Origin of the sequence: Paenibacillus sp. FSL R5-0636 (assembly GCF_037974255.1) — a bacterium.
GTDB lineage: Bacteria > Bacillota > Bacilli > Paenibacillales > Paenibacillaceae > Paenibacillus_AQ > Paenibacillus_AQ odorifer.
Genome location: NZ_CP150232.1, coordinates 4,133,577 through 4,156,874, shown reverse-complemented (window position 1 = coordinate 4,156,874; position 23,298 = coordinate 4,133,577). Strand labels below are relative to the sequence as shown.

The 23,298-nt window shown below is 43.2% G+C and carries 18 protein-coding genes; 16 read left to right on the top strand and 2 right to left on the bottom strand.

The features are described from left to right. Positions 1-77: 77 nt before the first annotated feature. The 10 genes from MKX34_RS18880 (at position 78) to MKX34_RS18835 (ending at position 16,051) form a co-directional block, all read left to right on the top strand. Positions 78-2,309: a helix-turn-helix domain-containing protein gene (locus tag MKX34_RS18880; RefSeq protein ID WP_076296252.1), complete on the top strand. Its 2,232-nt coding sequence runs from the start codon at positions 78-80 to the stop codon at positions 2,307-2,309. Positions 2,310-2,504: 195 nt separating this feature from the next. Further along, positions 2,505-3,479: an ABC transporter permease subunit gene (locus tag MKX34_RS18875; protein WP_036688267.1), complete on the top strand. Its 975-nt coding sequence runs from the start codon at positions 2,505-2,507 to the stop codon at positions 3,477-3,479. A gap of 30 nt (positions 3,480-3,509) precedes the next feature. Continuing rightward, positions 3,510-4,373 carry a carbohydrate ABC transporter permease gene (locus tag MKX34_RS18870; RefSeq protein ID WP_036688266.1) on the top strand — a complete coding sequence of 288 codons (864 nt, stop codon included), beginning with the start codon at positions 3,510-3,512 and terminating at the stop codon, positions 4,371-4,373. An 87-nt stretch (positions 4,374-4,460) separates the two neighbouring features. Further along, positions 4,461-6,047 (top strand): extracellular solute-binding protein, encoded by a 1,587-nt coding sequence (locus MKX34_RS18865; protein ID WP_036688263.1) that lies wholly within the window; start codon positions 4,461-4,463, stop codon positions 6,045-6,047. Positions 6,048-6,154: 107 nt separating this feature from the next. Next, the gene (locus tag MKX34_RS18860) at positions 6,155-7,591 is read left to right on the top strand and encodes a glycosyl hydrolase family 28 protein (RefSeq protein ID WP_076146463.1); all 1,437 of its coding nucleotides are present in this window, start codon (positions 6,155-6,157) and stop codon (positions 7,589-7,591) included. 31 nt (positions 7,592-7,622) lie between these two features. Next, on the top strand, positions 7,623-13,142 hold the full coding sequence (locus tag MKX34_RS18855; protein WP_076296251.1) for a discoidin domain-containing protein: 5,520 nt from the start codon (positions 7,623-7,625) through the stop codon (positions 13,140-13,142). Positions 13,143-13,335: 193 nt separating this feature from the next. Then, entirely contained in the window at positions 13,336-13,758 is a 423-nt protein-coding gene (locus MKX34_RS18850; RefSeq protein WP_036688260.1) for an SRPBCC domain-containing protein, read from the top strand. 1 nt (position 13,759) lies between these two features. Continuing rightward, the gene (locus tag MKX34_RS18845) at positions 13,760-14,092 is read left to right on the top strand and encodes a metalloregulator ArsR/SmtB family transcription factor (protein WP_036688259.1); all 333 of its coding nucleotides are present in this window, start codon (positions 13,760-13,762) and stop codon (positions 14,090-14,092) included. A gap of 109 nt (positions 14,093-14,201) precedes the next feature. Then, entirely contained in the window at positions 14,202-15,233 is a 1,032-nt protein-coding gene (locus MKX34_RS18840) for an ATP-binding cassette domain-containing protein (RefSeq protein WP_076146459.1), read from the top strand. 2 nt (positions 15,234-15,235) lie between these two features. Continuing rightward, on the top strand, positions 15,236-16,051 hold the full coding sequence (locus MKX34_RS18835) for an ABC transporter permease (protein ID WP_036689061.1): 816 nt from the start codon (positions 15,236-15,238) through the stop codon (positions 16,049-16,051). Positions 16,052-16,183: 132 nt separating this feature from the next. Here the strand turns inward: MKX34_RS18835 and MKX34_RS18830 are convergent, their stop codons facing one another. Then, complete coding sequence (locus MKX34_RS18830) at positions 16,184-16,837, bottom strand: TetR/AcrR family transcriptional regulator (protein ID WP_036688255.1); 654 nt, start codon at positions 16,835-16,837, stop codon at positions 16,184-16,186. Between the two features lie 199 nt (positions 16,838-17,036). On the opposite strand from MKX34_RS18830, the gene MKX34_RS18825 reads away from it, so the two are divergent. Further along, positions 17,037-17,822: an SDR family oxidoreductase gene (locus tag MKX34_RS18825; RefSeq protein WP_076296250.1), complete on the top strand. Its 786-nt coding sequence runs from the start codon at positions 17,037-17,039 to the stop codon at positions 17,820-17,822. 49 nt (positions 17,823-17,871) lie between these two features. Here the strand turns inward: MKX34_RS18825 and MKX34_RS18820 are convergent, their stop codons facing one another. Next, positions 17,872-18,177: a hypothetical protein gene (locus MKX34_RS18820; protein ID WP_076296249.1), complete on the bottom strand. Its 306-nt coding sequence runs from the start codon at positions 18,175-18,177 to the stop codon at positions 17,872-17,874. An 853-nt stretch (positions 18,178-19,030) separates the two neighbouring features. On the opposite strand from MKX34_RS18820, the gene MKX34_RS18815 reads away from it, so the two are divergent. From MKX34_RS18815 to MKX34_RS18795, 5 genes are all read left to right on the top strand, one after another. Next, positions 19,031-19,357, top strand: coding sequence for a PadR family transcriptional regulator (locus MKX34_RS18815; protein WP_036688249.1), 327 nt, complete (start codon positions 19,031-19,033; stop codon positions 19,355-19,357). Positions 19,358-19,363: 6 nt separating this feature from the next. After that, the gene (locus tag MKX34_RS18810) at positions 19,364-20,326 is read left to right on the top strand and encodes a permease prefix domain 1-containing protein (RefSeq protein ID WP_076225189.1); all 963 of its coding nucleotides are present in this window, start codon (positions 19,364-19,366) and stop codon (positions 20,324-20,326) included. A 250-nt stretch (positions 20,327-20,576) separates the two neighbouring features. Beyond that, positions 20,577-21,335, top strand: a complete 759-nt coding sequence (locus tag MKX34_RS18805; RefSeq protein ID WP_076098952.1) for a Wzz/FepE/Etk N-terminal domain-containing protein — start codon at positions 20,577-20,579, stop codon at positions 21,333-21,335. After that, a complete protein-coding gene (locus tag MKX34_RS18800; protein WP_076296248.1) occupies positions 21,283-21,990 on the top strand; it encodes a CpsD/CapB family tyrosine-protein kinase in 708 nt (235 codons plus the stop codon). The genes MKX34_RS18805 and MKX34_RS18800 overlap by 53 nt, the downstream gene beginning before the upstream one ends. A gap of 5 nt (positions 21,991-21,995) precedes the next feature. Then, positions 21,996-23,231, top strand: a complete 1,236-nt coding sequence (locus tag MKX34_RS18795) for an oligosaccharide flippase family protein (RefSeq protein WP_076296247.1) — start codon at positions 21,996-21,998, stop codon at positions 23,229-23,231. Positions 23,232-23,298: the final 67 nt, after the last annotated feature.

Below are 23,298 nucleotides of genomic sequence, written 5' to 3'. Positions count from 1 at the left end.
TTTAGTATCTTTAATTATAAATGCTTTCAATTTAGAAAGTTACAGAGATAGGGTTATGAACTAAAGGGGGGCTTGTGATGAAGATCGGCGGCAGACTAAGAAATGGAGGCACATTGTTTACCCATCTGATTTTTTCATTCACATTGTTAGCCGTTGTTTTAATCGGACTTGTGGGCAGTTATCTGTATGTTCAGGCTAATCGCTTAATGGTGGATGAGATTGCCAGAGACAGCAAGCAACGACTGATGACTTCAAGTGATTTTGTGGAAAATACGCTGCTGCAAAAATACGAAAACAGTATCCGCAACCGAGCAGTGTCTACCTTGTCGTTAGAGAATCAATCTATGCTGAATTATTTACTGGACAGTGAATGGGAAGGTAATACGAGCAGAATATTAGCTTTTCGCAAGGATCTCGAAATTTTCAAGCTTACTAATGAAGGCGTTTACAAAATATCCACATACTTCGAGAAAGGTAATTATATCATCGATAACAGCCAGTTTTATTCGAAGCTGGACAATTCTCCAGATGCTTCCTTCTTAAAAACATCAGTTACACCAGCCTTAAACCGCTGGACTTATAGAACGTTATCGGATAAAGAAGAGGTGTTGACTTACGCAATCGCCCTTCCCTATGGCGCTTTATCAAAAACATCAACCGGAACCATGTATATTGACGTTAGCTTAGAATACATCAATAAAATGATTTCCAGCACGATGAGCTCGCCGATGGAAAAGCTATATGCTTTTGATGAAAAGGGCAGCCCTATTATCCATACGGGCTCGAACGTCGAAGAGGGGCTTAAGACTGCTAAGCAATGGATGGAGTCAGCGGGGAATAATAAGGAAATTCATTATAATAAACGCGACAAATATGTGTTGTCTTTTAAAAATGACCAAACCTCGAATAATCAATGGAAATACGTATTAATACGGCCTATGAATTCATTTGTATCCTCATCAAAGCAGCTGAAGAGTCAAATATTTATCAGCTGTATCCTGGTATTGTTAATTGGGCTTCTATTCGCTTATTTGATCTCCAAACGTGTATATGTTCCTATGAAGAAGCTTGTAAATAATGTTCGCAGCTTTTATCATCCAGGCACCGTAAACTATTCGCAAAATGAGTTTGCTATTATTGGTAGTACAATCTCAAAGCTAGGTCAAAAAATCGAAACCTTAGAATCTAAAGCTAAAGTGAATGAACTAAAAAATCTGGTATTAGGTGCAGGTGTTGGCTCGGATTACTACGATTATTTACCTTTGCAATGTTATTACATGACTAGCTATATTCGTATAACCAAGGGAGATTGCGAGGAATTCAGGGCTTTTTATGAACAGCATGCTGCCTATAGCTTTTATAAATTCGTCAGCTTGAATACGCAGGAAGCGGCGATTATCTATTTCAGTGAGTTGAACAAGGATCCCGAAGAGCTGGAGCTTTTATTATTGAAGGAGCTGGAGCTTATAAAAAATGGGTTACCCGAGCAACTACACTTTGGAGCAGCGCTTGGATCGAAGGTTCAGGCACCTGAAGAAATCCCCTTTTCGTATCAAAATGCCTTACATGCCTATCGTTATCGGTTTATCTATGGTTCGGAAGCTATTGTGCGGTTTTCACATATCCCGCTCAACGATGTTACGCCACACTTATTCTCTTTTGATCTTTATAAAAATGCATTAAAGGCAGGCAATGACGTTACGATGAACAGGTTTATGGACGATTTCCAGAGGGTCCTGGAGAAAGGTGATGTCCAATTGGAGACGGTTGAGTTAGGCTTGCTTCAGTTGGTTACGGTTCTGTATCAGACCATTATTGAGCTTGATCTGCAACAAATCGTTTCGCCTTCCAGTCTGTTCGATGAGTTCAAAAAGGAAACGTTGGCCGAAACACTTGATTCCATTCGTGATTTATCAGCACAAATTACAGCTTATATTCAAGAGTCAGGTAATCACGCACATACGGAGATCATTCATAAATTAAAAATCTTTATCGATGATAATATTCAAGAGGATTTATCGCTAAATAAATTATCTGAGGTTGCTTCGTTGGCGCCATCGTATATTTCTACCTTGTTCGGAACCGTTATGAATGAATCATTCACTGAATATGTAACCCGAGTGCGGTTGGAGAAGGCGGCTGATTTATTAAGAGAAAATAAGCAGCTGTCCGTGGCTGAGATTTCTGCTCAGGTGGGTTATCGTAACCCGCAATATTTTCACAACAAATTCAAAACACGTTACGGAGTTACACCGGTCCAGTATAGGAATGCAGGCAATGCAAACCATTCGAGCCATTCAAGTGCATAATTCTCCAATCCATGTGGAAAAGGCAATCGTCTCGCGATTGTCTTTTCTTTTGTTTGAAAAATTATAGCCCCAATACGAAGATAATCTACTGATTTTAATGAATTTACAATAGAAAAAGCGCTTACAATGCCCTAACGTAAGGGGTGTTCAGACACAGTCTTAACGCAAAATCGTATTCGGAAGGAGAAAACAACTATGAACCCGGCAAGCACTGCTGGCATTCAAAAACAGGGAGAGAATCTTAAGCCGAAAGTCTCGAGGTGGACACATACTTGGCGCCAATACAAAAAAAACAAATATTTATTCTTATTACTAGCTCCCGTGATCATCTGGTATACCGTATTTGCTTATGGCCCGATGTATGGCATTCAACTGGCTTTTAAAGATTATTTTATTCGTGATGGAATTTGGGGAAGTCCTTGGGTCGGCTTTAAGCATTTCGAATATTTGTTCACAGCTTCACCTGACTTTTGGAAAATTATTAAGAACACGCTTATTATCAGTTTTTACCATATCATTTTTGGTTTTCCTGCACCGATTATATTGGCTCTGTTATTTAACGAACTTAGGTTTTCCTTCTTCAAGAAGGTTGCACAGACGATATCCTATTTACCCCATTTCTTATCCTGGATCGTTATTGGAGGGATATTGATCACTTTGTTATCTCCGAATTCGGGTGTGGTCAATTATATTATTCAGTGGCTCGGCTTTGATCCCATTTACTTTTTAGGCAGCGAGAAATATTTCCGCTTTACGCTCGTTATGTCAGGAATATGGAAGGAAATCGGCTGGGGAACGATTATATACTTAGCTGCATTAGCAAGCATTGATTCCCAAATGTACGAAGCTGCAGTTCTGGACGGAGCCAATCGCTGGAAACAAACGTTATTTATCACCATTCCTTCGATCCTGCCGGTGATTGCAATTCTGCTTATTCTTCGGGTAGGGAGTGTGCTGGATGCTGGCTTCGATCAAGTCTTAACACTTTATTCACCAGCAGTATATGGAGTGGCGGATACGTTAGATACTTATGTGTACCGGATAGGTCTGCAAAACTTTCAGTTCAGTCTAACGACGGCTGTTGGATTATTTAAAAATGTGGTGGGTCTTATCCTGGTGTTATTTGCAAACTTCATAACGAAAAAAATGGGTCAGGAAGGTCTTTATTAATGAATGAATGTAAGGAAGGAGTAACTACAATTGAAGCTATCCACTGGTGAAAAAGTATTCCAAGTCTTTCTAATCCTATTTGTAATCATTCTTTGTATTACGATGATTTATCCCTTCTTGCATGTGCTCTCTATATCATTTAGCACACCTGCGGAAGCCCTTCGGCCGGGAATTCATTTCTATCCTAAAGAAGTTTCCTTCTTTGCTTGGAAGCGTGTACTGACAACTGATACGGTCTGGCAAACGATGGGGAATACGGTTTTTCGCACAGTTGTAGGAACGGCTCTGACACTGGTGTTTCTGTCACTGGGAGCATATCCGCTGTCTCGCAAATATTTGCCGCACCGGGGATTTTATACAATGTTCATTGTTGTAACGATGTTTTTTGGCGGCGGGCTTATCCCTACCTATCTGCTAATCAAAAGTCTGGGGCTTATAAATTCGTTATGGGTTTATATTGTCCCCGGCCTGCTCAGCACGTTTAATCTTCTGCTCCTGCGAAATTTCTTTATGGGTATACCGGAGGAACTGGAGGATTCAGCTAAAATAGATGGGGCTAATGATATGCGGATCTTATTTACGATTGTTATTCCGCTGTCGAAGCCTGTTCTAGCAACATTAGCCCTATGGACTGCAGTAGGGCACTGGAACGCTTGGTTTGATGCAATGTTATATATGCAGGATCAATCAAAGATTGTACTGCAGCTCTTCTTAAGACGGCTTGTTATTTCAGCCGAAGGAGATCCGATGTTACCACTTCCTACTAATGAGCAGGCTCCTGAAATGGTCAAAGCAGCTATTATTATGTTTACAGCGCTGCCTATATTAATGATCTATCCATTCCTGCAACGTTTCTTCGTCAAAGGAATTATGGTTGGATCACTTAAGGGTTAGAAGACTCAGAATGGTTTAAACAGTCCGCTATATCCGCGAGCTGTCTAAATATATAGATGAACAAGAAAAGGGAGGAAATAAAAGAATATGAGGCATACATCCAAGAAATGGTTGGAAATTGCTGCGATAGCCCTATCGGCTTCACTTGTCATGAGTGGTTGTGGCGGGAATGCGGCGAATAATAGCACTAACGAAGCTAAGCCGACGAATCAAGGTCAAGGGGGGACATCAGCAGCTGAAGCTCCGATTGAAATTATTTGGGCGAACAACTTTAATACGCCAGAAGAAGACGGTAACTATGTGCAAACCGAGCTAGAGAAGAAATTTAATGTAAAAATCAAAAATATTAAATTGGAACGTGGAACTTGGAAAGAACAATTTTCGGTGCTTCTAGCTTCTGGAGATATTCCTGATATCTTCCCGGTCGATGCAAACGAAACGGATATGGTGCAATGGGCAGATCAAGGGATCATTGCGACAATTGATAAGGCTGAAATTGAATCCCTGATGCCGAAATATGCAGCAGCATTGGATTCCGTTGATTCCGGGGCATGGGGCGTAGGCTTATACAACGAAAAAAACTGGGGGATCCCGAAAATTTGGCCAGGTGGTCTTGATGGATTTATTCCGGGCTATAATGAAGCCTGGCTGAAAAATATTGGCTACTCAGAACCACCCAAGACATTGGAAGAGCTTGAAGATGTACTCACCAAATTTGTTAATGAAGATCCGGACAAAAATGGGAAGAAAGATACTTACGGCTTAATCGGCCGCGGCAAGCTTCCAGAACAATTGTTCACAAGTGTGTTCTCAGCCTATGCTGTTTCCCCTTATCAATTCAAGAAGGATGCTTCCGGGAACGTAGTTTATGGAGGCGTTACAGAAGAGACACGATCAGCATTGGCGTTATTGAGCAAATGGTACAAAGCGGGTCTGATTGATCCTGAATTCATAACTAGTGACAATAACGAAATCAATATTAAATTTGCTGATCAAAAAGTGGGTATGGTGGATAACGGGAAGTGGGGCAATTTTTATAAAGAATCTGGGTTTGTCGCAAAACCTGGTCTAGAGAAAGGTCAAATATTCGTGCCTGGCAAGCCGTTTACAGCTCCAGATGGCGTTGCTTATTCATTCGCGTATGGTGCAAGACAGGCGCCAGTATTGTTCGGTGTTCAACTCGAAAAGGATGAGAAAAAACGCCATAAAATTATGGAAATTCTTGAATATGTGTCTACGGATTCCGAAGGTTTTCTGCTGACAGGTTTCGGTCAATTGGGGGTGAGCTATGATATGGAAGGGGACCTTGCCATTCCAAAAGCGGATGAAGAGGTTAGTGCTCCGAAGATGGGAGCGGGCAATTTCTATAATCCACTTAGCTCCACAGACACTTCAATGGAAAAACATACGGTAAAACAAGAATTGCTAGATTTGAGAGACAAGATCACTCCAGGTGTTACACCATTGCTTGATGTACTAGGCCCAGCGGTATTGACAAGCAAACCCAAGTATTGGGGCAATCTGAAGACGTTACAAGATACGTTTGTTATCAAGGCGATTACAGGAGAAGCGAACACGGGTAAAGATTTTGATAATTTCAAGGATAGCTGGCTAAAAGCCGGAGGTCAGGAAGTAACGGATGAAGTAAATAAAGTGTTGGCGGATCGTAAATAGAGCGGTTGCCCGCTGATTAGTACTGGATGATAGGCTGGAGCAAAAGCTTGCTCCAGCCTATTTATTAAACCCTTAAGAGAGTTGATTCTAAGATAACGGAGGTAGAAATGAGCGAATTAATTATTTATGAGCAGCCGAATGAAGCCCTGGGGAAAGACGATTTTACAGTAAGCGTAAGAGAGCCTGGTGGGGTATGGCAATCTCTGTTTGTTTTTGAAGCAAAGGTGGATATGCATCAGGTTCGGTCGACATCGATGGTTTATTTTGATATGGATGGCACGGTGGAGGTCTCTGTTCATTGTAAAAAACAACAGATTGAACAAGCGGTTATTCGCCCTTTGGCATCCCAAATCTCCTTTCAAATCGAAGAGAATACCCTTTTGTTCACATTGGAGCACCCGTGTAAGCTTTCCATTGAAATCAATGGAGAACGTTTTAGTAACTTGCATCTTTTTGCCAACCCCTTGGAGACAGCCCCTCCTAGACATGACGATGATAATGTAGTGCTTGTCCAACCAGGAATACATCAATTTGCGGCTATCGCAGAACAAGTTCAGCGTTTGTCAGAAAGGGCTAACGGGGAGCGTCAGACGATCTATTTTATGCCCGGCTATCATCAATTCGAGAATCCAATGCTGCATATCCCTTCTGGGACCACCGTTTATATTGCCGGAGGCGCGATCCTTTGTGGATCCATAATGATTGACCATGCTGAGAATGTTGTTGTTCGCGGCAGAGGTGTTCTGTATTTGGCGGATATGGAGAAAACGACTTATTTAAGAGGCGTTCAAATCCAGCATTCTGAACAGATTGAGATCGAAGGGATCATCACGCTTGATCCTCCGCATTACAGTATATATATCGGAGCGTCTAAGCATATTCGCATTCATAACTTCAAAGCTTTTAGTACACGCGGCTGGTGTGATGGAATTGATATGATGGCTAGCTCAAATGTGGATATTAAAGATGTGTTCTTGAGAACTTCTGATGATTGCATTGCCATTTACGGCAGTCGTGGAGAGTATTACGGAGACTCACGCCATATCACGGTTAAAGATTCCATACTCTGGGCGGACGTCGCTCATGCCATACATGTCGGTATTCATGGTGATCACCAACATAATGGCGATTTTATAGAAAATATTTGGTTCGAAAATATCGATGTGCTTGAACATCACGAGCCGCAGGAAAATTATTGGGGCGTTATGGCAATTTGTGCAGGGGACAACAATACCATTCGTAAGGTTACTTTCAAAAATATCCGGGTGGAGGATTTCGAACTAGGTCAGCTGTTTGATGTCCGCGTGGTGTGGAATAAAACCTATAATCCGGTGCCAGGACGCTGTATCGAAAATATTGAATTTAGCGATATCCACTACAATGGGAAGAATGCCCATCCTTCCCGTATATTCGGCTATGACGAGGAAAGAGGTGTGAAGGACATTTATTTTTATAATCTCCAGATTAATGGAGAGGTTATTGTCGACCTGAATAACAAACATTTTGTAGTGAATGAATTTGCCAACGGTATTTATTTGCATTAAATCAGAGGATGTAAATGAATGGAGGAGAACAATGAATTCATTTAAAGAGCTACTCTTTGGAAAATCGCTTAAACGTATTTTTAGGATCACAGTTTCCTTAAGTTTGTTGGTAACGCTAGTGCCTTTATCGGCAGAAGGAGCCGCAGTAGAATCGACAGAGCTGTCGATAATTACGGATTACCAACCTGCCATTAATGAGGTTATAGATGAAAGCGGATTCAAACATCCGGGTGTTGGCCTGACCAAGGATATTCTTGAGAATATTAGGACACAGGTACGGGCGCAAAAAGAACCCTGGATCACTTATTATAATCAGATGCTTCTCTCTCCGGCAGCTTCAAGAACGGTCACTTCCAACAATCAGAGTGGTGCGGATCCGTTGAAACCAGCGAGCGATGCTTTTAATAGCCAAGGCTTTAATTCAAGATTTATAGCGGATGGGTTGAAGGCTTATACACAAGCTCTATTGTATGTAATATCGGGTGATGAGGTTTACAGAGCTAATGCCATGCATATTATCCGGATTTGGTCACAGATGGACCCTGAGAAATACGTGTATTTTAATGATGCACATATTCATACAGGAATTCCGCTTAATCGAATGGTTACTGCGGCGGAAATCTTAAGGTACACAAGTACTCAAACTGAAGAGCTGAAATGGACGGAACAAGATGTCGCTGATTTTACGAATAATCTTATTAATCCGCTTATTGAAACATTCCAACACACAAATGATCGTTTTATGAACCAGCATCTTTATCCGCTGCTTGGAGCTATGTCAGGTTATATTTTTACAGGAAATAAAGATAGGTACAATGAGGGAGTTGAATGGTTTACCGTCAATAAAACCGCTGTCGATCAGGGGCAAAATGGCGCGATAAAAGCATTATTCAGATGGGTTGATACAAATATTGTAACAGGGGAAAAAGTTAATCCTCCCGTAGTTCAGCATGTTGAAATGGGCAGAGATCAGGCGCATGGCGCTGGGGATATAACGAATGTAGAGATTTTATCACGTTTATTATTGGCTCAGGAAACAAAGGTAGATCCGGTAGAGGGGACTGTTTCTAGTGCGCCAAATGCGGTGGGTCCGTATGAATTTCTAGATCAACGGATTTTAAAAGCTGCCGACTACTTTGCGCAGTATATGATTGGCCATAATACACCATGGATTCCAGTGGCGGCACATACAGATGTAAATGGAAATCCAACGATTATCTATAAACACTTGGCTGGCGGTTACAGGGGGAGAATTGGCGGTAATGTATATGACCTTTATTATTATTATAAATATACAGCTGGAATAAATATGGAGGTTGAAGCTCCTTACTTTAGCGAGATGTTTACTAAGAGATTGCCTTTCTATTGGGAGTCTCCGGATGGAGGCGGGGATTATTGGCTGTACATCCCTAAAGAAGCAGAGGGCGAGGGTACGCTCAATCTGCCGAAGGGGATAACGAATCCAGATTTGAGAGAACTAGAAGACCGGTACACGAAGCTTGATAGTCACTCCACCACAAAACAAGAAGGAGACACTACTTACGTTGAGATTACCGCAACAGATGAGGGCAGTAAAATTGCTTATGTGGGTGCAAGCAGCGGCGAACGAACCATTGCTTTTAAGATTCGGACTAATGGCATAGCAACCATGGAGGTGTTTGGCGATACCGTTACGCTGCCTGATACAAAGGGGCAATGGAGGTATATCCAGTATGCGTTCAATGAGTTCCAAGGCTTCAGCGATCTTGTCTATTTTAATGTGAAAGGAAATGGGACAACAGTCGATATTGACCATATTAATTTAAAAGCTGGGGCACAGCTTACCCCTCCAGTATTTACATCAGGGAAGGCACCGGTATCTTTATTTACCTATGAGGGATCTACAGCGGCAATTCAATTTGATTTCTCTGCGACAGACGCAAGTGCAACGGATGTTGTTGCCTATCAAGCGGATCAATTACCTGAGGGCGCACTGTTCAATGAAACTTCAGGTGTGTTCTCTTGGTCTGGAGCACATGCGGGAACGTATTCCTTTGTAGTGAGTGCCTCAGACGGAACTTCGGTTACAACCAAGGATGTTACTGTTGTAGTAGCGAATGATCGGCAATCTGCCGTCAACGCCGTCATTTCTCCTTATCATGCTGATGTGCCTTACATTTCGGCAACGTTAGCTCACTATAAGCAAGTGCATGCTGAGGTAATGGATGTAATTACTAATGTCACTGACGAGGTCTTCTATCAGAAGTTATTTGACCTGAATCTTGCAGTGCAAAGTCTTAAAGAATTGACGCCTTTAATGAAAGATGGAAGTGTTAATTTTACGAATATGTTTGTCAGCTCAACCTTTGGTAATGCAGTCCCGAACCTGCTGGACAACACAAATGATAGTTTTGTGGGGTATTATACAGCGCAGGATCGGGCGCATTACATGGATTTAGGACCGGATTTTCAAATATCAGCAGAAAGCTTTGAGCTTCAGGTAAGAGCTAGTTTTCCGGAGAGAATTGGCGGCGTTGCAATGTTCGGATCAAATGACAAAGAAAATTGGACCCGCTTAACTCCCGGTTTGACAACAGTTACTGAAGAGATGCAGAGACTAGAGGTTCAAGCAGGCCTGGAGCATGAAAAATTCCGATTTTTGAAAATGGAAATGATAAAGCCTTCGAGTACTATGCTGGAAATTGCTGAATTTAGAATCTTTGGCCAGCGGTATGAGACAGTAAATCAATTAGAGTCCGTGTCCATTCACTCAGATCAAAGCTTAAAAAATCGGATTATTCCAGGGGATACGATTCAATTATCCTTTAAGTCTACAGAAATGATCCATAATGTCACGGCCAATATACAGGGTCAACCTGTTGCAGTCAGTTCTGTGGACAATATCAACTGGACAGCTAAGCTTGTGGTGAATGAAAATGTTCCGTCAGGTACTGTGAAATTTAAGATCAATTATAAAACGGCAGCTGGAGAGGATGCAGTAGAGACTATTTTTACAACAGATGGTTCTACTTTATTCATTGCAGATCAGACAGGGCTTGTCGCTAATGTGCTTGAGATAGCAAATCTAATCGATTCCAGTGGAAGGAATCCGGCTGATCTTTTGGCAACAGCAAAAGTTTTATTTGATAATAATTTAGGTTCCATCACGGATTTTCGTTTAAATGGCAGTGGTTATGGTGCATATCTAACCTTTGACTTTAAAGAAGGAGGCCAGGCATTGCTGTCTAGGGTAGAAGTAATCGGAAGGCAAGATAATTATGCGGGCAGAATTAATGGAACAGTGATGCAAGGCTCCAACGACAATGTGACGTGGACTACGATTTCTAATGCAGCCTGGAATACGCCGGAATGGCAGACGCTGACGATTAACAGCACAGAACCCTATCGTTATATCCGCATCACCAATGGGAACAACTGGTATGGAAACATGGCTGAACTACGTTTGTACGGTGATGTTAAAATTAATTCAAAGCTTGATGCGGTGTCCATTAGCTCCGACCAAAGTATCCAGAAACGAATTGTGTCTGGGAACACGGTGAAATTGTCTTTTAAAGCAAGCGATGCAATAAACCAAGTGAATGTCAATATTCAGGGTCAAGTCGCAACCATTGCTACTGTCGATAAGATCAATTGGACGGCTGAAGCGGTGATGGGCAATAACGTACAACCTGGACCTGTGAACTTTAGTATTAAATACAAGACAAAGGAGGGAATCGAGGGGCCGGAAAAAACATCAACTACAGATGGTTCATCTCTGTACATTCCCGATGAGACCGAGTTGATTAGTAATGTGCTTGCGATTACTAATTTAAGTGATTCCAGTGGGAGAACATCCACTGATCTCAGAAATGTTGCGGGATCATTATTCGATGGAAATGCAGGCTCAATTACGGATTTTCGGGTAAATGGCAGTGGGTATGGAGGATTTATAACGTTTGATTTTAAAGAAGGGAATAGGGTTCAGCTGTCCAAGGCAGAGGTGCTTTCCAGGCAAGATAATTATTTTACACGAATCAATGGGACTGTGGTTCAGGGTTCGAATGATAATACAAGCTGGACGACAATCTCCTCTCCTGCAGGAAAAACGATGGATTGGCAGACCTTAAGTATTAGTAATGCAGAAGCCTATCGTTATATCCGGATCTATAATAGTAGTAATTGGTTTGGAAACATGGCAGAATTACGCTTTTATGGTGTAGTAAAAGGGGCAGATCATACAGCTCCGGTGACAATGGATGATGCGCCACAAGGTTGGACTAACAAGGATACGTTGGTAACCTTCACAGCCACAGATGCGGGCTCTGGTGTTGCGGCAACCTATTTCACTGTAAACGGTGGAGAGCAGCAAACCGGGAATTCAGTTATTTTGTCCAATGAAGGAACACATAAGTTAGTTTATTGGAGCGTTGACCGGGAAGGTAATGTGGAACAGCCGCAGAAGACTGCTGTGGTGAAGATTGATCGGACCGCACCACAGGTGGCAATAAACGGAGAGGTTTCCTATACCATTGAGCAGACATTAAACATCACCTGTAGTGCAGCTGATACTGTATCAGGCATCACTTATTCGCCATGTGATTCAACGCTCGCAGATGTAAAGGCGTATACGCTGGAACCGGGAACTCATAGTGTAACTGCGAAAGCCGAGGATGCGGCGGGCAATGTCGGGTTGGCAGAGCATTCGTTTAGTGTATATGCGACATTTGACAGCTTGTCGGCATTAACCGAAACTTTTGCAGCTGAGACGGGTGCTCCAGATTTAGAAAACGTAACCAACTCACTTTTGCAGCAGCTGGCTAACGCAAAAGAAAAAGCTGAGCAGTATGCTGGCGCAGAAGTTCACAGCTTGCTGGAAGCTTTTAATAGTGAAGTGAACCTCCAGAGCAATCAGGTGTTCACTTCTGAGCAGGCAGAGGTTCTAGTCCGTTGGTCACAATGGCTCCAGAATACAACTCCGCTTGCTGGTGGAGCCCCTGGAAAGCCAGTGTTGTCTGACAATAATGGGCACGACACCGGGCTTCGAGATGGCAGATATACCGTCACCATGAATCTTTGGTGGGGGAACAACGGTACCGAATTTAAGCTCTATGAAAACGATGTGCTGATCAGTAACCAGATGCTGACGGACAGCTCACCGAATGCGCAAGCCATGAGTACGGATATTGTGGGCAAATCAAATGGAACCTACACGTACACGTGCGAGCTGGTCAACAGCTTCGGTTCGACAACCTGCGATCCGCTTATCCTTACTGTTACCGATGCAACACCGGGTAAGCCTATAGTATCCCACGACAACTGGAGCGGGGATGGAACTTATGACGTTATGATGAATATGTGGTGGGGAACCAATGGTACTGAGTACCGTTTGTATGAGAATGGAGAAGTGATCGACACCCAGACACTAAACACGGCTACCCCTGCGGCTCAGATGACAGTTACGAAACTTAAAGATAAAGCACCAGGTGTATATGAATATTACGCAGTATTAGTCAATGCATCAGGCGAGACATCTAGTGAGAAAATCACAGTAACTGTCAAGCCAAGAAACTGATCATAGAGCTGATGAAATAGGAAGGCCCTTTCTTCGGGATGACCGAGGGAGGGGCTTTTTTAGAGGGATTGAGACGTTGAATAACGAACGGAGAATTAGGGAATTCTGTAAATTGACATAACACCTATAGGTGTTATAATCAAAAGTGAACCCAAAAGGTGTTATATTAATTGAATGCTGGAGGCTATTTATTATGCAAACTCAAGAACCCTTACAAGAAATTCGTCAAACGATTTTACTAGATGCGCCAATAGAAAAGGTTTGGAAAGCTGTTGCCACGGCAGAAGGAATGGCAGCCTGGTGGATGCCTAGTACATTCGAGCCTGTTGTTGGTCATGAATTCATCCTGCATGCTGGACAATTCGGAGATTCTCCTTGTAAAGTAACCGAAGTTGATCCTCCGAATCGTGTTGGTTTTAATTGGGGGAAGGATTGGCATCTTGCTTTTGAACTGAAAGAAATCGAAGGGAAAACTGAATTTACCTTGATTCATTCTGGATGGGACCCTGAAAAAGTTACTGAATTTGGACAACCACATCCAATCGTACGCGGCTTTATGAACAGCGGCTGGGAAAAAATCGTCCAAGAAAAACTTCCTGCTTATATCGAGGCTTAATATGCCGGTTGCTGAAGCAGGACATGATGTATTTCAGGCGATAGCAGATCCTACCCGCCGCAGTCTGCTAAAGCTGCTCGCTAATAAGGAAATGTCTATAGCATCTATTACGGATTGCTACCCGATCAGCCGAACCGCTGTTAATAAGCATTTACAGGTATTGTCCGATGCGCAGCTTGTTAGCAGTCAGAAAGTCGGACGGGAGACCCGGTATAAGCTTCAGCCAGAACCTTTGCTGGAGCTGCAAGATTGGCTTGCCTTTTTTGAAGGTTATTGGGCTAATAAATTGTTTGCGCTTAAAGAATATGTTGAGGCTGACTCAGAGGAGAAGTAATAAACCGGGAGGCGTGAGATCGCGCTCCCCGGTTTTTTGTGTTGTTTAAATTCAGTTTATAAAAGGGAGTTACCATCACAATACAAACTAAAACGTTGGAGGAATTGTAATGGTAAATGAACGCAAAAAAATAATTGAGCCCAACCCTGGAGATTGGGCCGTCGAAGCGCGTGGGCTCGTCAAAACGTTTGGTGACAATCGCGCAGTTGATGAAGTAAATCTAAACGTTAAGGCAGGCACAATTTACGGTGTTCTTGGTCCCAATGGGGCTGGAAAGACGACGGTAATTCGGATGCTGGCTACGTTACTTCGTCCGGATGCGGGGTCGGCGCGAATCTTCGGGCATGATGTGGTAAAGGAGTCGCAGATTGTTCGGCAATTGATAGGGGTTACGGGACAATATGCTTCTGTGGATGAGTCACTTAGTGCTACAGAGAATCTGATTATCTTTTCACGTCTTTTAGGGTTAGGGCGGGCAGAGGCGCGGCAAAAGGCAGCGGAGTTGTTAGAAGAGTTTGGTCTGACGGAGGCGGCGAAACGGCCACTTCGAAATTTCTCTGGCGGTATGCGCCGACGTCTGGATCTTGCAGCGAGTCTGATTGCCCAGCCTCCGCTTATCTTTTTGGATGAACCAACAACAGGCCTGGACCCACGGACACGTTCGCAAATGTGGGATACCATTCGTCGGTTGGTGAACACAGGATCAACAGTGCTGTTAACTACACAGTATCTTGAAGAAGCCGATCAGCTGGCCGATCGCATTGCAGTTATTGATCATGGCCATGTCGTTGCAGAAGGCACCGTGGATGAGCTAAAAGCTTCAGTGGGCACCACCTCGCTGCACTTAAAAGTCCAAAATCTTAAAGATATCGCTCAAGCGCGCCGGATTGTGGAACATGTGCTGCATATCCAGTCTATTGTGCCGAATGAGGCTGGGAAAATTACTGCACCGATGGCGAACGCTGATTTAGTCACTGATTTGCTTATTGCACTCCGCGAAGCGGGGATTCCACTTGCGGAGATGAGTGTGCAGAAACCGACGCTTGATGAAGTGTTTTTGACGATCACTGGCCATGGAGTTACGGATGAGCCGTCCCAAGCGTCACAAGAATCAATTAATAAGGAGGCAGCAAGAGCATGAGTATGAGAACATCTACTATTAGTCCAGGTGCGACCCGACAATTGAAAAACCATACGAGCTTCAAACAATCTGTTCGTAACTCGTTAACGATGGCTTATCGCGGGATATTGAAAATCCGTCGCACACCCGAGCAATTGTTCGACGTAACGCTGCAGCCAATTATTTTCACACTAATGTTTACTTATATTTTTGGTGGAGCCATATCAGGAGATGTAGTGAGCTATTTGCCCGTTATTATTCCTGGTATTCTAGTGCAGACTGTAATCACGACCTCCATCGTCACTGGGGTCCAACTGCGGGAAGACATGGATAAAGGGGTGTTTGACCGCTTTAAGTCATTGCCGATTGCCCGAATAGCCCCATTAGCCGGAGCTTTGTTGGCAGATACAATTCGATATACGATCGCAACTGTGCTTACTTTTGTCATGGGCTATATTATGGGTTACCGACCTGATGGCGGTCTGGAGCATGTCGCAATTGCTGCGCTTTTGGTTATCGTCTGCTCCTGGTCGATTAGCTGGATTTTCGCTTTCTTTGGTGTGATTGCCCGAACCGCTTCCAGCGTACAGGGGATATCAATGATTGTGCTGTTCCCACTCACTTTTCTATCCAACGCCTTCGTGCCTGTAGATACGATGCCTAACTGGCTGCAATGGTTTGTCAAAGTAAATCCAATCTCGCATCTTGTGTCAGCTGTCCGGCAGCTTGCTAACTCTGGAACCGTAGGCTGGGATTTCGCTATCTCACTTATCGGAGCCGCTGTGATTGTTGCGATTTTTGCACCTATTACTGTGCGTGCATATATGCGCCGGACATAATTAGAGATGAAGAAACGGCAGAAATGCCGTTTTTTTGTGTTTTTTATTATGTTGAAAAAGCCGTGATCAAAGGATATCCCAAGATTACGGCTTAAATTTGTTGAGGAGGGACTTGCAAATGGCTTTTTAGAATTACTTATCTTTTTTAAAGAAGGTATGAATTAAATTGGAGACCGATCTATCATACAATATTTTAGCAGTTTCCTCATTTTGAATATGTCCACCCAAATGCAGATGAATGACGCCATGCAATGACGCCCATACCAGGTTAACAACAAGGAGAGGGTCTTTCTCATTAATAAACCCTTGTTCGATCGCTTCTGTAATAAGGGCTATCACTTGTTGTAGTGCCGTAAAGATAGCATGTAAGCTTTCCTCCTCCGGTTTGAATTCACTAAAGGCCCCTCCGAACATAACCATATAATAGCTGGTATGATTCCGTGAGAAATCCCAATAAGCTTGTCCAAGCTCGCGAAGATATAAATTTAGATTATCTTGTTTTGGAACCGCTTGAAAGGCAGCAGCTAATAATTTACACCCTTGCAAAAAAAGCTCCTTCGCTAAACCTTCCTTGTTTCCAAACAAGTTATAAATGATCTTTGTGGGACATTCCATTTTTTCAGCAACCTTGCGAATAGTTACACCTTCGGGTCCGGATTCATGCATGATGGCCGCAGCGGCTTCGATAATGTTCAGTCTTAATGTTTCCGCATGCTGTTGTTTTGCTTTTGGGTAGGTTGTAACAGATTGAGCATCTATAGAAGATATTTCGGACGATTTTTGCATGTAGTTTCACTTCCTTAGAACTTTACTTTAGCTTTTTTTAGATAGCCGTTATTTCTAAACCTTATTTTACTGATGTAGAAGAGAAATAGCCAATAATTAAATGTGTAGAACTTTATTTGACAACGAAACCTCACTTGGATACAATGATTCATATTGAAACACTGTTTCTGAATAGTCATTAAAGGGAGAGATGATAACAATGATTACAATTCAAAATAAATGGACGTTGATTACCGGAGCTTCTTCGGGTATAGGTGAAGCGTTTGCTCGAGAACTTGCAGCCAAAGGAAGTCACTTAATTTTAGTCGCCCGTTCTGAAGATAAATTGATTGCTTTAGCGGAAAAATTACAACGAGAATTTCAAATTCAAGCGGAGGTTCTAGTTGCTGATTTATCTCAAGAAGGTTCCCCTGAGAGGCTCTATCAACAATGTGTAGAACGTGGCTTGAACGTTGATATTCTTATTAATAATGCAGGTTTTGCTACGCATGGGCTTTTTGAACAACTATCTGGTTCGAGACAACATGAAGAAGTGATGCTAAATGTATTGGCGGTTGTAGATCTGACCCATTTGTTTTTGCCAGAGATGTTAAAAAGAAAAAGCGGAGTGATTATAAACGTTGCATCAACAGCAGCATTTCAACCTCTTCCTAATATGGCTGTATATGGAGCGACAAAAGCTTTTGTATTATCATTTACACAAGCGCTATGGGAGGAAAATCGGAAACGGGGCGTACAATTTCTTGCGTTATGTCCGGGGTCTACGGAAACAGAATTTTTTAATGTCGTGGGAGCCGATGAAGCTTCGGTAGGGAAACGAGACACGCCAGAAAATGTCGTTCAAGTGGCTCTTCGGTCGCTTCAGGCAAAAAAAGTGTTTGCTGTCCCAGGATTTACAAACTATATTTCAGCTCAAATGTCACGTTTTTTCACACGTAAACAAATGCTTTATTTTGTTGGACGCATGCTCCGTACGCGACATTAATGGGTCAACGTATTCAAGCTGGTGTATTCCTTAGCAATGATTAACTATTTTAATTATAAAAAAACAACAAAACAGCGGTTCTCCCCAATATGGGAGAACCGCTGTTTTGTGTTTTGACTTGCTGACTTTGACTCCGTTCGCTTGAATTTACATCAACATCACTAACATCACCAATATCACCAACACCAACAACAACATCAACGTCAACGTCAACGTCAACATCAACGTCACCATCAACATCACCATCAACGTCAACGTCAACGTCAACATCAACGTCACCATCACCATCAACATCAACATTACCAACATCATCAACATCTACAACAACAACATCAACAAAATTACCAATCGACATCTAAATCACATCGCCGACTCATAATCGTCCACTGTGGTACGGACCCCAATGACGCTATTAGTATGTTTTTCGCAGTTCCAGCGTAGTTTCGGACTCCAGTGCAGCTATTCCCTAGAAAGAGTTCTAAATATGATGTTTTGTGCGCCAATAGGTGCATTGAGGTCCGATAGGATCAGAAAAGTGGGGGATTTCTGCGAATAAGGTCAACTGAGTCCGATAGTACCTCGTCCGTCAAAGTAAGGCGAGGTAAACACTTATGTTCTTGCAGTCAACCTTATTGTATTAAGGTTCAATAAAAAGGACAAAAAACCAGCGTTGGTTTGTTGCTACAATAGATATTTGGGCAAGTAAGGCTAACGGACCCCAATGGTGTTATTAGTATGTTTTTCGCAGTTCCAGCGCAGTTTCGGACTCCAGTGCAGCTATTCCCTAGAAAGGGTTCTAAATATGGTGATTTGTGCGCCAATAGGTGCATTGGGGTCCGATAGGATCAGAAAAGTGGGGGATTTCTGCGAATAAGGTCAACTGAGTCCGATAGTACCTCGTCCGCCAAAGTAAGGGGAGGTAAACACCCTCGCCCTCGCAAATAGCCTACTAGTAAACACCCCCGTCCTCGCAAACAACCTACTAGTAAACACCATCGACGTTGCAAACACACTACTGGCAAGAACCTTCGTACACGTAACTCCGTATTGGAAGCTACGTCATGCGCAGAAAGCAATTGGATTTAATCAAAGAAGGTTCGGTCCTAAAATTATTTTGGCCTATTTTTCCATCAACTACTTCATCTGTCGTAGTAATTATGTTATACTGCAACTACTACGACAGATGAAGTAATCATGGGGGGATATTCTTGATCAGCAGTGATGTTATACGCGGCTACAATGATACGATGATCCTCTACATGCTGCTGGACGGGGAATCTTACGGGTACGAGATTTCCAAAAATATCAGGCAGTTAACGCAGGAGAAATATGTCATGAAGGAGACAACGTTATATTCTGCCTTCACCCGACTGGAGAAAAACGGGTATATAGAATCCTTTTATCTGGATGAGAGTCTTGGCAAGCGGCGTACGTATTACCGGATTACCTCGTTGGGTCTCGCCTATTACCGAGAAAAATGTGAGGAATGGAAGGTTACGCAGCAAGTTGTAAACCAATTTATCAAGGAGTGGTGATAGAGCATGGAGACGATCATAGTATATCTGGATAATATGTTTGCGGGTCTGCCAAAGACTCAGGAACTGGAACATCTGAAGCAAGAGCTGCTATCCGGGATGGAGGAGAAGTACCTAGAGCTGAAGCTTGCTGGCAAGTCGGAGAATGAGGCGATTGGTATCGTCATATCGGAATTCGGCAATATTGAAGAGCTGACAGCGGAGCTTGGCATCGATCCAGTTGCGCCGGAACAGGCTATTCCGGTGCTGACGGAAGAAGAGGTTTACGCTTATGCGGCGGCCAGACGAAGCGCTGGATTATGGACGGGTATCGGCGTTTTTCTCTGCGCATGCGGAGTGGCGTTTTTGATCACCCTGGATACAATATTTGAAAATAAGGCTGTTATGAGTGATAAAGGTTCTATGCTGGGGCTGGTCGGAATGTTCGTGCTGGTCGCTATCGCGGTCGGGATGTTTATACACAGCGGAATGAAGCTGGATCGCTTTAAGAGTCTGGAGCAAGGTTTTCAGCTGCCTTACGCTCTAAAGATGGCGCTACAACGGAGCCAAAGTCTTTATGCTCCGACTTACCGTCTTTCTCTGATTACAGGAGTCTGCCTGTGTGTGCTGTCGCCGGCTTTTATCTTCACCACTAGCTATGTCAACGATGACTATGCTCCCTATGGAGTCGCTGCTTTTCTGTTTATTGCGGCTGTAGCGGTGTTTCTGTTCATCTATTACGGGAATATCCAGGGTACTTATACGAAGTTGCTGGAGGAGCCGAATATCATTGCAGAGAAGCAGGAAGAGAACCGATTTGTTGGAGTTGTTGGGGCTGTGTTATGGCCTTTGGCGACGGCGATTTTTCTGTTCACGGGTTTTGTCTATGGGCGCTGGGACATCAATTGGGCAGTATTCCCAATTGCGGGTATCCTGTCCGGCATGTTAAGCAATGTTAATCATGTTCTGAACCGTAAAGATATCTCCTGATGGTGTTGACTACACTTGTACATTCCTGAACTAGATAGATTATATGTAAGGTATTCTACCAGTAGATTTGGCTGGAGAATACCTTTTTTTGTTGGATTTTAACAGGTGAGCTAAATGAGCTCTTTAATATTTTGACATTTAAATTTTAAGTACGGACTTGGACATATGTTGAGAGAAAGAGAATATGAATATACAACAATAATCTTGTTAAAGAGGCGACAATACATTAACTAGTTAGGAGAAATGATCGATGGAATTCGAACTGGGCAGCATTTTGAAACTAGTAAAACGTAGGCTGCTGTTCATTATTGTATTATGTATCGCTGCAGTCGGGCTCGCTGGTAGTGTTAGCTATTACGTTTTACAGCCGAAATACGAAGCGACAGCTTCTATACTTATTCAAGGGGACAGGCAGCAGAAAGCAATTAATGACATTATGGCCGGACAAAAGCTGGTCACTACTTACGGGGAGATCATTCGAAGCAGCAGGATAGCGGAAGAGGTCGTCAGAAAGCTGCAGCTAAAAATGACAGCAGAAGAGTTACTCAAAAATGTGAAGACAAGAACCAATAGCGAGTCACTCGTAACAACGGTAATTGTGACTGATTCAAAAGCTCAACGGGCAACAGATATCGCAAATGGCTTCGGAGAGGCCTTTAATGCGAATATTCAATCGATTATGGGAGTGGAGAATGTTGTATTTCTCGACCGTGCCAAGGTTCCTTCTGATCCTGTCTCACCTAAGCCCGTCTTCAATATGGCTGTTGCCTTCGGATTGGCGCTGATTACCGGGATTGCAATCTCTATCCTCCGGGAATTGATGGAGAAACCCGTGAGAAGTGCCAAAGATATTCAGCTTGATTTGCAGCTTCCGCTTCTGGGAACCGTGGGCAAATTAAAGCCACGCAAACGACGGAATAAAGCGAAAACCAAATCAGCAGAAGGAGCCATCAGTTATGAAGAAGAAAACGCCAAAATTATATTGCCTGGAACAACCGAAGTCATCTAGCGGAGATCAATTCCGAAGCATACGCTCCAATATTCGTTATACCCGCGTTGGTGGAGAGATCCGCTCTTTATTAGTCACAAGCTCGCTTCCGGATGAAGGGAAATCAACGGTAGCCATAAACCTGGCGATTGCCATGGCGGAAGCTGGTAAGACAGTTCTTCTCATTGATGGGGATCTACGTACGCCAACGGTGCATAAGGCATTTGATCTGCCTAATTGGATCGGGCTTAGCAGTATCTTAGTGGATCATACCCGCTTAGAGGATTGCATTATTTCTATTGAGGAAGCAGAAGGTTTGTCTGTAATGACCTCTGGTCCGATTTCACCAAATCCCGCTGAATTACTAGGCTCTGAAGGAATGAAGCGATTGTTTGCAGAGCTGAGCGTGCGTTTTGATACGATTGTCATCGACTCATCCTCTGTATTAATGCCATTTTCGGATGCCCTTATTTTGGCAACGATGACTGAGGGGGTATTGCTAGTTGTGAAATCCGGAAAAGTGCTCTTAAAGCACACGAGTTCTGCCAAGCACTTGTTAGAGCAGCAGGGAGCACATTTGCTGGGAGCCGTATTGAATTATCGGAAAAAGAGCAGGCGTTCCAAGATTCGTGGTGAAGATTTTGCCGAGTGGGCCTCTTCTTCAGGAATGGCCTGACGTCTATGTCATTTGCTTCTCTTCGTTATTTGCTCGGGAATATCACTTACGCTGGTGCTCAGTTTGTGATTGTGATCCTGCTGAATAAATTCGGGTCATCGGCAATCGTGGGGCAATATTCGCTAGGGCTTGCAGTTACTGCTCCGATCTTTATGCTGTCGCATCTACATCTTCGTTCCGTATTAATCGTTGATTCATCGGGGAAATACAGTTTTGGAGACTTTCTGGGTCTTCGGCTGATAACAACCGCCCTTGCGTTTACGATTACCGCAGGTTTTTGCATAATAAGTGGTTTGGATTGGAATACAGTATTGGTTATTTTCTTCATCGGTCTGTATAGAATCGTTGAATCAATCAGTGATATTTTATTAGGCATCGTTCAAAAGGAGGAGAGATTAGATCAAATCTCAATCTCCAGAATGGCAAAAGGGTTATTCTCCATTCTAATCTTCATCCTCGTATTTATCCCTACACAGAGCCTTGTTCTTGCCTTGTTAGTCATGATAATCGGATGGTTAGCGATAACGATTGGATATGATGCTCGTAAAGCGAGAATATACACTTCTCTCAGGCCACTCTTCAACAAAAGAAGCCTATGGAGTTTACTGATCGTCAGTTCACCGCTAGGCCTGGTATTGGCGTTGATGTCGTTAAATACGAATACCCCATTATATGCGATTTCCTATTTTAAAGGGGAGCATGACTTAGGTATTTATGCTTCACTCTCATATATGATTGTTGCCTGCAATGTTGTCGTCACCGCACTTGGTGAAGCCATAACACCACGTCTTGCCAGGTGGCACGCAGGCGGGAGACACAAGGAGTTTATCACTTTACTCAGCCGAATGATAGCGATGGGTTTGGGTTTTAGTGCGGTCGCTTGTTTGATAGGGTGGTTGTTTGGACACAAGCTGTTAACCGTATTATTCAGTTCAGACGTGGCAGGAGAGTTAGGGTTGTTTCATTGGCTGCTGGCGTCCACCATGCTGGTATTTATTTCATCCTACCTGTGGTACGCCATAACGGCTACCGGAAGGTACAAAGCCCAGATTCCATTGTTTTTGTGCACAGCATTCACTAATGGCTTGTGTTGTCTGATCTTCGTACCTCATTACGGGGTAGTAGGTGCTGCGATGGGAGCTAGTTCGTCGTTATTTGTACAGATGATTGGCAGTGTAGTTGTGCTGTATCGTGTCATCGGAAAGGTGAGAAAACGGGAACAATCGGAAGCGGCGGCATAAGTTCTTGTTTTATAGGAAAGTAGGAAAGTAGGGACTTGTATGACATCTGTATCTGTTGTAGGGAAGC